This window comes from Pseudomonas sp. TWR1-1-3 (assembly GCF_049896805.1).
Classification (GTDB): domain Bacteria; phylum Pseudomonadota; class Gammaproteobacteria; order Pseudomonadales; family Pseudomonadaceae; genus Aquipseudomonas; species Aquipseudomonas bubulae.
Map to the genome: position 1 here is coordinate 462489 of NZ_JAFCUZ010000005.1, position 12651 is coordinate 475139.

General features: G+C 60.2%; 11 protein-coding genes. 7 read left to right on the forward strand and 4 right to left on the reverse strand.

Annotated features, from left to right (window positions below; genetic code table 11):
* Window positions 1-78: 78 nt before the first annotated feature.
* Complete coding sequence (locus ACP7BE_RS20510) at window positions 79-774, reverse strand: DsbA family protein (protein WP_095000746.1); 696 nt, start codon at window positions 772-774, stop codon at window positions 79-81.
* A gap of 257 nt (window positions 775-1031) precedes the next feature.
* On the opposite strand from ACP7BE_RS20510, the gene ACP7BE_RS20515 reads away from it, so the two are divergent.
* Window positions 1032-3110 (forward strand): TonB-dependent receptor, encoded by a 2079-nt coding sequence (locus ACP7BE_RS20515; RefSeq protein ID WP_095000745.1) that lies wholly within the window; start codon window positions 1032-1034, stop codon window positions 3108-3110.
* 105 nt (window positions 3111-3215) lie between these two features.
* On the opposite strand, the gene aguA is transcribed toward ACP7BE_RS20515, so the two are convergent.
* Window positions 3216-4322 (reverse strand): agmatine deiminase, encoded by a 1107-nt coding sequence (aguA, locus tag ACP7BE_RS20520; protein WP_095000744.1) that lies wholly within the window; start codon window positions 4320-4322, stop codon window positions 3216-3218.
* A gap of 284 nt (window positions 4323-4606) precedes the next feature.
* Here aguA and rfbB point away from each other — a divergent pair, with 284 nt between their 5' ends.
* The 5 genes from rfbB to ACP7BE_RS20545 all read left to right on the forward strand — a co-directional run bounded on the left by rfbB (window position 4607) and on the right by ACP7BE_RS20545 (window position 10396).
* Window positions 4607-5689, forward strand: coding sequence for a dTDP-glucose 4,6-dehydratase (rfbB, locus tag ACP7BE_RS20525; RefSeq protein WP_095000743.1), 1083 nt, complete (start codon window positions 4607-4609; stop codon window positions 5687-5689).
* A 17-nt stretch (window positions 5690-5706) separates the two neighbouring features.
* Window positions 5707-6579 (forward strand): dTDP-4-dehydrorhamnose reductase, encoded by an 873-nt coding sequence (gene rfbD / locus ACP7BE_RS20530; protein ID WP_426107118.1) that lies wholly within the window; start codon window positions 5707-5709, stop codon window positions 6577-6579.
* A 146-nt stretch (window positions 6580-6725) separates the two neighbouring features.
* Window positions 6726-8540 (forward strand): sensor histidine kinase, encoded by a 1815-nt coding sequence (locus tag ACP7BE_RS20535; RefSeq protein ID WP_095017781.1) that lies wholly within the window; start codon window positions 6726-6728, stop codon window positions 8538-8540.
* On the forward strand, window positions 8537-9928 hold the full coding sequence (locus tag ACP7BE_RS20540; RefSeq protein ID WP_426107058.1) for a sigma-54-dependent transcriptional regulator: 1392 nt from the start codon (window positions 8537-8539) through the stop codon (window positions 9926-9928). The genes ACP7BE_RS20535 and ACP7BE_RS20540 overlap by 4 nt, the downstream gene beginning before the upstream one ends.
* Before the next feature lie 12 nt (window positions 9929-9940).
* Entirely contained in the window at window positions 9941-10396 is a 456-nt protein-coding gene (locus ACP7BE_RS20545; protein WP_095024214.1) for a thioesterase domain-containing protein, read from the forward strand.
* A 104-nt stretch (window positions 10397-10500) separates the two neighbouring features.
* On the opposite strand, the gene cysQ is transcribed toward ACP7BE_RS20545, so the two are convergent.
* Together cysQ and nudE are read right to left on the reverse strand one after the other, a co-directional pair.
* A complete protein-coding gene (gene cysQ / locus ACP7BE_RS20550) occupies window positions 10501-11328 on the reverse strand; it encodes a 3'(2'),5'-bisphosphate nucleotidase CysQ (protein ID WP_095000739.1) in 828 nt (275 codons plus the stop codon).
* Window positions 11325-11891, reverse strand: a complete 567-nt coding sequence (gene nudE / locus ACP7BE_RS20555) for an ADP compounds hydrolase NudE (protein WP_095000738.1) — start codon at window positions 11889-11891, stop codon at window positions 11325-11327. Before nudE ends, cysQ begins: the two co-directional genes overlap by 4 nt.
* Window positions 11892-11978: 87 nt before the next feature.
* Here nudE and yrfG point away from each other — a divergent pair, with 87 nt between their 5' ends.
* On the forward strand, window positions 11979-12641 hold the full coding sequence (gene yrfG, locus ACP7BE_RS20560) for a GMP/IMP nucleotidase (RefSeq protein ID WP_095000737.1): 663 nt from the start codon (window positions 11979-11981) through the stop codon (window positions 12639-12641).
* Window positions 12642-12651: the final 10 nt, after the last annotated feature.

The window sequence follows — 12651 nt, forward strand, 5'->3', positions numbered from 1 at the left end:
AAGGCGAGGTGTCAATTTCGTGAAAAATTTGTTAATTGCCAAGGCTTTTCAAAGCTTTGACCGAAGTGTCAGAAATTGTTACTGACAACCATCCAGGCCACAGGCTGGCGCTGAAACGATTGTGTCTGTACCGGTGACGCCAGCGCACTGGCGCAACCAGGCAGCAAAAGCTTCAGGCTTGCCCAAATACTCCCCAAGGTCGATCACCTGATACTGGCCGGACTGCTCCAGTACAACAGTCGGAAAGCCCTGCCCAGCAACCCGGGACAACAATGCCCGGCTGGCCTTGAAGTGGGCCTGCGTTACATCGCCGCTCATCGCAGCGTAAGCGGCGCGGAATGCATCGACATCCAGGCCCATTTCGGTCGCCACTGCCAGCAATACGTCTTTATCGGCAATCCGCCGCCCTTCTGCGTAATGCGCCGTTTGCAGGCGCCCCAACAGCTCCAGGCCGCGCCCGGCCAATTGTTCGGCAACCAGCACGGCGGTGGTCGGCGGCGCCGAATCGAATACTGCCGTGGTGTCGCGCAGCAAGCCTTCGAAGTACCCCTCGCCAAAGGGTTGCCCGGTGCATTGGGCAATGCGCTGGTCATGGGGCATCACGTAATCGCGCAGTTGCGCCGACACAGCTCGGCGATGTGCGCCTGCCATCATCCCGCCACCGTGGGCCACGACCGGCAAAATATCGCGCGCGGCGTCGATCAGCGGCTTGGCGCCATAGCACCAGCCGCACAGGGGGTCGTAGATGTAATGCAGGACAGGTGTAGCGGTCATGTAGGGCTCCGGGTCATCACTAAAACAGAACGCCAGCCTAGTCTTGCAGGGCCAAGGGAAAAACATCGGTATGCCTTTTAGTGTGTTGCGCGAACCGGGCGAATCAGGTGCTGTAAGGGCTGCAGGGCAGAGAAACAAACAGAAACATATTTGCAGGGCGCGCTATTGGTAATTCTTAACATAAGGCAACAAGAACCATTACCATTCACGCCCTAAAAATATAACGACCCTCTCAACCGCCCGGACACCCCTCAACCATGCTCTCCCCCTGCCGTTTAACACCCTTGAATCTGGGGCTGTGTGCCTTGCTGTACGCCGGATTCAGTAACGCCACCACTGTGCTCCCGGAGCTGTCGATCAGCGCCAGCGAAGCTGAGGCCGATGACCCACGGGTCAAGGATGTCACCACCGCGACTCGCACCTCGACTCCGGCGCGTTATGTGCCGCAAGCCATCGACTCGGTAAAAACCAGCAACGTCCTTGATTACGGCATCAACAGCATCGGCGAAGCCCTGAGCGGGATTCCCAACGTCAGCAGCACTGCCGATACCCGTTTTGACAGCCTGCGCATCCGCGGCTTTGACGCCAGCAACGACTTTTATCTGGACGGTATTCGCGACGACAGCCAATACGTACGCGACCTGCACAATATCGAACGTATTGAAGTGCTCAAGGGCCCGGCGGCCGTGCTGTATGGCCGTGGCAGCCAGGGCGGGATCATCAACCGCGTCAGCAAGATGCCCCAGTCCGGCCGCCAGTCGAGCATTCAGGCCCAGGGCGGCAGCGAGGATTTGCGCAGCCTGTATGCCGACCTTAGCGCTGACCCGAGTGACACCGTGAGCCTGCGCCTGAACATGGGCAACGAAGACAAAAACAGCTTTCGCGATCACGTCAGCGGTAACCGTCAGCTGTTCGCGCCATCGATAAGCTGGCAAATTACCCCCGACCTGAACTGGCTGGTGCAATACGAATACAACCGCTACAACCGTACCCCGGATCGCGGCATTCCGAGCATCGACGGGCGCCCGGCGGATGTCAGCCGTGGCACCACCTACGGCGGGCAAAACGATTTTATCGACGATAAAGTCCAGAACCTGCGCTCGCGCCTCAGCTATGAACTGAGCGACAACTGGCAACTGCGCCATACCCTGGGCGTGTTCAAGCTCGACAGCCAGTTCGAAAACACCTACCTGACCGGCTACGACCCGAAAATCAACAAGGTGAACCGCCAGAGCTGGCAGCAGGACATGACCACCCGCAATATTTTCAACAACCTCGAAATCGAAGGCGGCTTTGACACCTTTGGCCTGGAGCACCGCCTGCTGACCGGGCTGGAACTCGGCAGCCAGCGCCGCGACCCCAAACTCTACAAAGCCGGGGGCGTACCGCCAGTAGATGTGTACAACCCCGATCGTAGCCTGCGCCCGACCGGGCCGATGGTAATTTCCAGCGACAACCACACCGAAGTCGAGAGCCAGGGCCTGTATGTCCAGGACCAGCTTCGCCTCAACGATCAATGGCAGGTACTGGCCGGCTTGCGTTACGACCGCTTTAACGTCGAGACCACCAACCATCTCAGGCCCTTGATCCCGACCGAAGAACGCCAAAGCCACAGCACCAGCCCGCGCCTTGGCGTGGTCTGGACGCCGCTGCAAAACCACTCGTTCTACGCCTCGTGGACCAAGACCTTCTCACCGGTGGGCGGCGGCCTGATCGGCATCACCCCCGGTGCTGCAGGCAACACCAACGACCTGAGTCCGGAGCTGACCAAGCAAAAGGAAATCGGCGTCAAAAGCGACTGGCTGGATGACCGTCTGAGCACCACCCTGGCGGTGTATGAGCTGGAACTCTACAACCGCCGCACCAAGGATCCGGACGACCCGACCATCACCCTGCTCTCCGGCCTGCAACGCTCACGCGGCATCGAACTGACCGCCAGCGGCAAGCTGGGCGGCAACTGGTACATGCGCGGCGGCGTGGGTGTGCAGGATGCAACGGTGGTCAAGGACAACAACGGGCTTGAGGGCAAACGCATCAATGGCGTGGCCAAGCACAATGGCAGCCTGTTTATTACCTGGAAGCCGGAGATGGGCTGGTACGCCGAAACGGGCCTGACCCTGGTGGGCCAGCGTTATGCCGATAACCAGAACACCGTGGTATTGCCGGGCTACGGGCGCTGGGATGCGTTGGCGGGGTATCGCGAAAAAGACTGGGATGTGAGCGGTGCGCTGACCAACCTGACCGACCGTTACTACTATGCGTCGGCCACCAGCGCCGCGCAGATCATGCCGGGCGAGCCGCGCAGCCTGGTGATGACGGGGACGTACAAGTTCTGAATAAGTACTGACCCTGTGGGAGCGGGCTTGCTCGCGATTGAATCACTGCGGTATGTCAGACAGACCGCAGCGCATTTATCGCGGGCAAGCCCGCTCCCACATCCCTCAGATTTTGTACGGCGCAGGCTGCTGCTGGGTCAGGCAATGGATATTGCCACCACCCAGCAGCAACTCACGACCCGGCACCATCACCACTTCGTGCTGCGGGAAAATTTTCTGCAGAATGTCTTTTGCCTGCGCATCCATAGGGTCATTAAAGCTCGGTGCGATGATGCCACCGTTGACGATCAGAAAGTTCACATAGGAACCGGCCAGACGCTCAGTCGGATTACGGTCCTGGCTGCCAGCCACTTTATCAACACCGTCACACTCTTCCTGGGTCGCGTACATCGGCCCCGGGATCGGCATTTTGTGCACCACAAACGGCCGCCCCTTGGCGTCAGTGCTGGTCGCCAACACCTTCATCGCCGCATGGCAGCGCACGTAGTTAGGGTCACGCTCGTCGTCAGTCCAGGCCAGCAATACCTCACCCGGAGCAACGTAGCAGCAGAAGTTATCCACATGGCCGTCGGTTTCGTCGTTGAACAGGCCGTCCGGCAGCCAGATGATCTTGTCCACAGCCAGATGCGAGCGCAGCACGTCTTCGATTTCTTCACGTGACAGATGCGGGTTGCGGTTGCGGTTCATCAGGCATTCGGCCGTGGTGATCAGCGTGCCTTCACCATCGACGTGGATTGAGCCGCCTTCAAGCACAAAACCTTCGGTGTAGTAACGCGGGCAGCGTTCGATTTCCAGTACCTTGCTGCCCACTTGCTGGTCACGGTTCCACGGGAAGTACAAACCACCGTCGAAGCCGCCCCAAGCGTTGAAATCCCAGTTTACGCCGCGCACTTCGCCACTGCGGTTGATCACGAAGGTCGGACCGCTGTCGCGTACCCAGGCATCGTCGCTGGATATTTCGACCACACGAATATTCGGCACATCGAGCTGAGCGCGGGCGTTTTCGTACTGGGCTGCCGACACCCCGACGGTCACCGGTTCAAAACGCGCAATGGCCTTGGCCACAGCCGCGTGCGCCGCCTGTGCCGGCTTGCCGCCCAGGCGCCAGTTGTCCGGACGTTCAGGCCAGATCATCCACGTCTGGGTCTGCGCAGCCCATTCGGCAGGCATGTAAAAGCCGTCAGCGCGCGGCGAACTGTGCAAAGTGGTCATCTGGACTCCTGGAAAACGTCTTGGGTTTTGAGTGCGAAACAAACAGGACAGTGGACGCAGCTCAGCTTTGCGTCAACGGCGAGCACACTTATAGCCGATAAATATCGGCAACAAAAACACTTTATAAGTTTTAACGCTTATTTAAACCGTGAATAAACAGATATTAATCTGCATTTTTATCCCTACCGCTATTTTCCCGACAGCTCCCACTTGCACCCCCCGCCGCATCCCCACAAGCTATACCTCATACGTTTAAGTGCCTTCAGGGAATAAGGAATCACCACATGCGCATTTTAGTCACCGGCGGCGCCGGTTTTATTGGTTCAGCGTTGATCCGTCATCTGATCAAAAATACCGGGCATGAAGTGCTCAACCTCGACAAGCTGACCTACGCCGGTAACCTGGAATCGCTGCAAAGCATTGCCACCGATACCCGCTACGAATTCGTGCAGGCCGATATCGTCGATCAGGCAGCGGTCAGCGCGATCATTGCGCGTTTCCAGCCGCAGGCGATCATGCACCTGGCGGCCGAGTCCCACGTTGACCGCTCCATCGATGGCCCGTCGGACTTTATCCAGACCAATATCGTCGGTACCTACAGCCTGCTGGAAGCCACCCGCGCTTACTGGTTGACCTTGCCTGAGCCGGAAAAAAGCGCATTTCGCTTCCACCATATATCCACCGACGAAGTGTATGGCGACCTGCACGGCGTCGACGATCTGTTCACCGAGACTACCCCCTACGCGCCAAGCTCGCCGTACTCGGCCAGCAAGGCGGCGTCCGACCATCTGGTCCGCGCCTGGAACCGTACCTACGGTTTGCCGGTGTTGCTGACCAACTGCTCGAACAACTACGGGCCGTTCCACTTCCCGGAAAAACTGATCCCGCTGGTGATCCTCAACGCCCTCGCCGGCAAGCCGCTGCCGGTGTATGGCAATGGCCTGCAAGTGCGTGACTGGCTGTTCGTCGAGGATCACGCCCGCGCCCTGCTGAAAGTCGTGACCGAAGGTGTCGTAGGCGAGACCTACAACATCGGCGGGCATAACGAGCAAAAGAACATCGACGTGGTGCGCAGCATATGCGCCCTGCTCGAAGAACTGGCGCCCGAGCGTCCGGCGGGCGTCGCGCAGTTTGCCGACCTGATCACCTTCGTCCAGGACCGCCCGGGCCACGACCAGCGCTACGCGATCGACGCCGGCAAAATTGAACGCGAGCTGGGCTGGGTGCCCGAAGAAACTTTCGCAACCGGCCTGCGCAAAACCGTGCAGTGGTACCTGGACCATCTGGAGTGGTGCCAGCGCGTGCAAGACGGCAGCTATCAGGGCCAGCGCCTGGGCTTCACCGAGCCCAGGGACCTGATCGCGTGAATGACCTTAAAACCCCGCTGAAAATCCTTATCAGCGGCAAAACCGGCCAGGTTGCCGTTGAGTTGCAAAAGCACCTTGCCGGTCTGGGCAACCTGATTGTGCTGGGCCGCGATGTACTCGATCTGAGCCAGCCCGAGCAAATCCGTGCCCAGGTGCGGGCGCACAAGCCGGACTTGATCATCATTGCCGCAGCTCACACTGCCGTGGATCAGGCTGAAAGCGAGCCGGAACTGGCCTTTGCCATCAACGCCACCGCACCGGGTGTGTTTGCTGAAGAAGCGGCGGCCCTGGGCATCCCCTTGATTCACTACTCCACCGACTACGTGTTTGATGGCAGCAAACCTGCGCCCTACACCGAAGACGACGCCACCAACCCGCTCGGTGTATACGGCAAAAGCAAGCTGGCGGGAGAACTGGCCATCGCGGCGAGCGGTGCCCGACACTTGATCCTGCGCACCAGTTGGGTGTACTCGACCCATGGTAAAAACTTCCTGCTGACCATGCAGCGCTTGCTGCAAGAACGCCCGGAATTACGCGTAGTGGCTGACCAGATCGGCGCACCGACCTGGGCCGGCACCATAGCCCGAAGCACGCTGGCATTGATCGAGCGCTGGCAAGCCGGTGAAACCGGGGCATGGGGCACCTACCACCTGACTGCTCAGGGTGAAACTTCGTGGTTTGGCTTTACCCAGGCCATCGCCGCGCACCTGAGCGCCCAGGGCAAGGCCTGCGCGACGCTGGAACCCATTCCTGCCAGCGCCTACCCGACACCCGCAGCACGGCCGCAAAACTCGCGCCTGGATTGCAGCAAGCTGGCCCGCGAATGGCAAGTCACCCAACCCGAATGGACCGCCGCGCTGAGCGATTGCGTGGCCGAGCAACCACGCTAACGCCAATCCCCTTGTGGGAGCGGGCTTGCTCGCGATGACATCACTTCGGTCTGCCTGACAAACCGCGCCGTTTGCATCGCGAGCAAGCCCGCTCCCACAGGGTTCGTTGGGTATACTGCAACGTATTCTTGCAGCGCAGCTCAACGATGATCACCTCTTCCTCAGTTCCTCGCAGACCCCGCTGGCGTAGCCTGGCCTTATTGGCGCTGTGCCTGGCGCCTTTGCTGTGGCCGCTGCAACACCTGGCCGAGCGCTATTACCGCAGCGAACTGGCCGGGCAAAACCGCCAGACGCTCGACCTGTACGTGGCCAACCTGCTGGGCACGCTGCATCGCTATGAGGTGCTGCCGCAGATTCTGGGCCAGTTGCCTGACCTGCGCGAGCTGCTGGCTGACCCGGAAAGCCCGCAAGCCCTGAGTAAAGCCAATCAGTTGCTCAGTGAAATCACCAGCCAGACCGGCGCTGAAGTCATGTACCTGGTGGATGCTCATGGTGACACTATTGCGACGTCGAACTGGAATAAAAGCGATAGTTTTATCGGACGTAACTTTGCCTTCCGCCCCTATTTCAGCGAAGCGATGCAAGGCAAGCTCGGGCGCTTTTTCGGCCAGGGCACGACCTCCGGAAAACGCGGCTACTACTTTGCCGCACCGGTTGAGGTAGACAACCAAAAGCTTGGCGTACTGGTGGTCAAGGTCGACCTCGACCACACCGAGCGACTCTGGGGCAAAACACCGGAACAACTGTTGCTGACCGACAGCAATGGGGTGGTCATTCTCACTTCGCGCCCTGAATGGCGCTTCAGGTCCACCCGTGATCTGTCTGAGGAAGAACGTCAGGCCATTTTCGCCATTCTCCCCTACCCCACCAGCGACCCCAAGCCCCTGGCGCTCGACCCCAGTGCCTGGCTGGTACAGACGCAGACCATCGACGAAACCGGCTGGCAGGCGAACATTCTTGCCCCTCGCACATTGATCGACCGCTCGGTGCGCACCGTGCTGGCCATCGGCGGCGCCACCTTGCTGGTGGTCATGCTGTTGATCGGTTTAATGATGCAGCGTCGGCGTCATTACCTGGATCGCATTGCATTTGAAGCCAAGGCCCGCCGCGAGCTGGAAATGCGTGTGGCAGAGCGCACCAGCGACCTTGAAGGGCTAAACCGGCGTCTGCGTGAAGAGGTACTGGAGCGCGAACATGCGCAACAGGAACTGGTGCGCGCCCAGGACGATCTGGTGCAGGCAGGCAAGCTGTCGGCGCTGGGCACCATGTCGGCCAGCATCAGCCACGAACTCAACCAGCCGCTGGCGGCTATCCGCAGTTACGCCGAAAACGCCGAAGTGTTGCTCGACCACCAACGTATCGACGATGCCCGCGGCAACCTCAAGCTGATCAACGAACTGACCGGGCGCATGTCCTCCATCATTGCCCACCTGCGCGCCTTCGCCCGCCGCGATCGCCACGCACCGGAAAGCGTCGCCCTGCAACCGGCGCTGGACGATGCCCTGGCGTTGCTGGCCAAGCGTCGACGCAGCATGGAAGTCGAACTGATCCGTGACTTGCCCGCCGCCACGCTCTGGGTTGAAGCCGGTGAAACACGCCTGCGTCAGGTACTGGGTAACCTGCTGGCCAACGCCCTCGATGCCTTGACCGAAAAAGGCCCGCCCCGGCGCTTGTGGCTAAGTGCCCAATCCACGCCGGAAGGCGTCACTGTGTACATTCGCGACAACGGCCCGGGTTTTTGCATGGAAGCGCTGGGCCGCGCCGGTGAGCCTTTCTATACCACCAAGACCCGTACTCAGGGGCTGGGCCTGGGGCTGGCCATTTGCGACACACTGATCCGCGCCTTTGGTGGCGAATTGTTGTTCGCCAACCACAAAGAAGGCGGCGCCTTAATTACCTTACGCCTGCGCGCAGGTGCGCCAGGTGTGAGCTTGCAAGCTTCAGAGGACTCCAGGTCATGAGCCAGCCCATCGATCCGCACGTTCAGGTCATCCTGATCGATGATGACCCGCATCTGCGCCAGGCTTTGTATCAGACCCTGGACCTGGCCGGGCTCAAGGTGCTGCCACTGGCCGAAGCCAACGGCCTGGCCGAGCGTATCGGCCGGGACTGGCCGGGTGTGGTAGTCAGCGATATCCGCATGCCGGGCATGGACGGTCTTGAGCTGCTGGCGCAACTGCATGGCCAGGACCCGGAACTGCCGGTGCTGCTGATTACCGGTCACGGCGATGTGCCGCTGGCGGTGCAGGCCATGCGTGCAGGTGCCTATGACTTTCTCGAAAAGCCCTTTGCCAGTGACGCCCTGCTCGACAGCGTGCGTCGTGCTCTGGCCTTGCGCGCCCTGGTTATGGACAACCGCAGCCTGCGCCTGGCTCTGAGCGATCGCCAGTTGCTGAGCTCGCGGCTGGTGGGGGTATCACCGGCGATGTTGCGCTTGCGCGAGCAAATCGGCGCTCTGGCCGCCACCAAGGCCGATGTGCTGATCCTCGGCGAGACCGGCTCGGGCAAAGAAGTGGTTGCACGGGCGCTGCATGATTTATCGGCGCGGCGTAACGGCCCGTTTGTGGCGATCAATGCCGGGGCCCTGGCTGAATCCGTGGTTGAGAGCGAACTGTTCGGGCATGAGCCGGGGGCCTTTACCGGCGCGCAGAAGCGGCGCATTGGCAAGTTCGAGTTCGCCAATGGCGGCACCCTGTTCCTCGACGAAATCGAGAGCATGAGCCTGGACGTGCAGGTCAAATTGCTGCGTTTGCTGCAAGAGCGCGTGGTCGAGCGCCTGGGTGGGAACCAGCTGATCCCGCTGGATATCCGGGTGATCGCCGCCACCAAGGAAGACCTGCGCCAGGCCGCCGATCAGGGCCGCTTCCGCGCCGACCTGTATTACCGGCTCAACGTAGCGCCCTTGCGCATCGCCCCCCTGCGTGAGCGGGGTGAAGATGTGCTGATGTTGTTCGATTATTTTGCCGGCGAAGCCAGCGTGCGCCATGACCTGACGCCCAACGTGCTGCAACCGGCGCAGCGGGCTTTATTGTTGCGCCACAGCTGGCCAGGCAACGTGCGCGAACTGCAAAACGTCGCCGAGCGCTTTGCCCTTGGCCTTGAATTGGCTCTGGATAACTCCGCTGAAGGCCAGCCAGCTGCGGGCAATGAAGTAGCTGGCGGCTTGAGCGAGCAGGTCGAGCACTTCGAGAAAAGCCTGATCGCCGCCGAGCTTGAACGCACCCACAGCTCCATGCGCAGCCTGGCCGAAGCACTGGGTGTGCCGCGCAAGACCCTGCACGACAAGCTGCGCAAGCACGGGCTGAACTTCGACAGCGCCAGCCATCCACACCCAGATGAACTTGATTAAAGAGGCCGCAGCATGAACCGCGACAGTCGTTATCTGGAGTCAGTTCTTCATCACGACATCCCGTTGACCCAGGAAATGGGTCTCAAGGTACTGGGCTGGCAAGACCGGCAGTTGCGTCTGCAGTTGCCGCTTGAAGCCAATATCAATCACAAGAGCACCATGTTCGGCGGCAGCCTGTACTGCGGCGCAGTGCTGGCGGGCTGGGGCTGGCTGCATTTGAGCCTGCGCGAAGCGGGAATCGAAGACGGGCATATCGTGATTCAGGAAGGTCATATCAGCTACCCGCTGCCCGTGACCGAGGACGCCATTGCGGTATGTGATGCGCCAGATGATGCGCAATGGAACAGGTTTTTGGCCATGTACAAACGCTACGGCCGCGCGCGGCTGACCCTGGAAACGCGGGTAGTCAATGTTCAGGGCGGGGAAGATGCGGTGAGGTTTAGCGGGCAGTACGTGTTGCACCGCTAACTCGATTTTTGTGGGAACGGGCTTGCTCGCGATGGCCGCAGCGCGGTCTGGCTGAAAGACCGCAGCGCTTGCATCGCGAGCAAGCCCGCTCCCACAGGGTTGGGCTAGCGTTGCGCCAGATCCAGCAATTTTTCGCGCCAGGGCGCCTGCGCCGGCAACGCCAGAAACGACTGATTGAGCAGCGACTCACGGGCCGGATAACTGAACGGTTCACCATCCAGTTGCAGCACCACACCACCAGCCCCTTCCAGCACACCCTGTGCCGCTGCCGTGTCCCACTGCGAAGTCGGCGCCAGGCGCGGATAACAATCAGCCGCTCCTTCAGCCAGCAAACAGAACTTCAAGGAACTGCCCACGCTGACCAACTTCAATTCGCCCAGATGCTCACTCAGCCCGGCCAGCAAGTGCTCCTGCTCAGGGCTGGAATGGCGGCGGCTGGCGACTACGGTCAACGCCTCACCCGCAGGCGGTGTGTTTCGCACGCTGATGGGCACAGGTTCATCACCCTCCGCCCGCCAGGCCCCCAGGCCCGCGCCGCCGTAGTAGCAACGACCGCTGGTGGGCATGGATACCACGCCAAACACCACACGACCCTGCTCGATCAACGCAATGTTGACGGTGAACTCTTCACTGCCGCAAATGAATTCCTTGGTGCCATCCAGCGGGTCAACCAACCACCAGCGCGTCCAACCCGCGCGCACGTCTTGCGCGATATTGGCGTCTTCCTCCGACAGTACCGGAATACTCGGGGCCAGCGCGGTGAGGCCATCAAGCAGGATGTGATGGGCGGCCAGATCAGCGGCCGTGACTGGCGAATCATCGGCCTTGGCACTGACTTCAACGCCCGCTCGCCAGAACGGCAAAATCGCGTCGCCAGCGGCATGGGCCAGTTTGATCACGCCTTCAAGCAAAGGATGGGGCAAGACACTCACGGCTGGAATGCTCCACGCTGGGTCAGCAGATCGCGGGCCAGATACAGCGCGGCCAGGGCACGACCTTCGCTGAACTGCGGGTTAAGCACCAGGCTCGACAGCTCACGCAGGTTGACCCGATCAACGCGCATCGGCTCAGGTTCGTCGCCTTCCAGATGCTCTTCGTAAAGATCGGTAGCCAGGACCACCTGAATTTTTTGACTCATATAGCCGGGGGACAGGGACAGCTCGGTCAAATGCTCGAGCTGGCGAGCACCGAAACCGGCCTCCTCCTTGAGCTCTCGTTCAGCCGCAGCCAACACATCTTCGCCCGGCTCGATCAGGCCCTTGGGCAGCGAAACTTCGTATTCATCAGTGCCGCCGCAATATTCTTCAACCAGAATCGCGTGCTCAGCATCGATCATGGCCACAATCATCACTGCGCCATAACCGTTGCCGCGCCCCACCAACCGTTCGTAAGTGCGCTCTACTCCATTGGAGAAGCGCAGTTGCACTTCTTCAACCCGAAACAATCGGCTACTGGCAACAATTTCACGGGCAAGTACGGTGGGTTTTTGGCGCATAGCGGCTCCTCAATATGAACGGGGTACTATACCCCGGCTTTTCCGATTGTCTGTGTCGGAAATTTTTACCTGTGGGAGAAGTTTTGCATGACCGTTTTACCTTGGCGCGACATTGATACCGTGCTGCTCGACATGGACGGCACGCTGCTCGACCTGCACTACGACAACCATTTCTGGCTGGAGCACCTGCCCCAACGCTATGCCGAGCTGCATGGCATCAGCCGGGCGATGGCGGATCTGGAACTGACGCCGCTATTTGAAGGCAACGCGGGCCAGTTGAAATGGTACTGCCTGGATTTCTGGAGCCGCGAGCTGAAGATCCCGGTGCGCGAACTCAAACTCGAAACCGCTCATCTGATTGCCTTGCGCCCCGATGCCGATACTTTTCTGGCAGCCATCAACAAAGCTGGCAAACGGGTGATCATGATCACCAACGCGCACCGTGATTCGCTGTCGTTGAAAATGGAGCGCATTGAGCTGGCCCCGTATTTCGAGCGGCTTATCAGCTCCCACGACTACGGTTACCCCAAGGAAAGCCCGGCGTTCTGGGATGCCCTGCAAGCGGATATCGGTTTTGACCCAGCCCGCAGCCTGTTTATCGACGATACCCTGCCGATCTTGCGCAGTGCCCGTGATTTTGGGGTGGCTCACTTGCTGGCAGTGAAACAGCCCGACAGCCAAAAAGGCCCGAAAGACACTGCAGAATTTGCTGCGCTGGGGGACTATCGCGAGTTGCTGGAAGGGCTGTGAATCTCTGAAC

Bases quoted from the DNA above. Each gene is read 5' to 3' on its own strand.
- ACP7BE_RS20510 (WP_095000746.1), bottom strand. From the start codon at position 774: ATGACCGCTACACCTGTCCTGCATTACATCTACGACCCCCTGTGCGGC.
- ACP7BE_RS20515 (WP_095000745.1), top strand. From the start codon at position 1,032: ATGCTCTCCCCCTGCCGTTTAACACCCTTGAATCTGGGGCTGTGTGCC.
- aguA (WP_095000744.1), bottom strand. From the start codon at position 4,322: ATGACCACTTTGCACAGTTCGCCGCGCGCTGACGGCTTTTACATGCCT.
- rfbB (WP_095000743.1), top strand. From the start codon at position 4,607: ATGCGCATTTTAGTCACCGGCGGCGCCGGTTTTATTGGTTCAGCGTTG.
- ACP7BE_RS20535 (WP_095017781.1), top strand. From the start codon at position 6,726: ATGATCACCTCTTCCTCAGTTCCTCGCAGACCCCGCTGGCGTAGCCTG.
- ACP7BE_RS20540 (WP_426107058.1), top strand. From the start codon at position 8,537: ATGAGCCAGCCCATCGATCCGCACGTTCAGGTCATCCTGATCGATGAT.
- ACP7BE_RS20545 (WP_095024214.1), top strand. From the start codon at position 9,941: ATGAACCGCGACAGTCGTTATCTGGAGTCAGTTCTTCATCACGACATC.
- nudE (WP_095000738.1), bottom strand. From the start codon at position 11,891: ATGCGCCAAAAACCCACCGTACTTGCCCGTGAAATTGTTGCCAGTAGC.
- yrfG (WP_095000737.1), top strand. From the start codon at position 11,979: ATGACCGTTTTACCTTGGCGCGACATTGATACCGTGCTGCTCGACATG.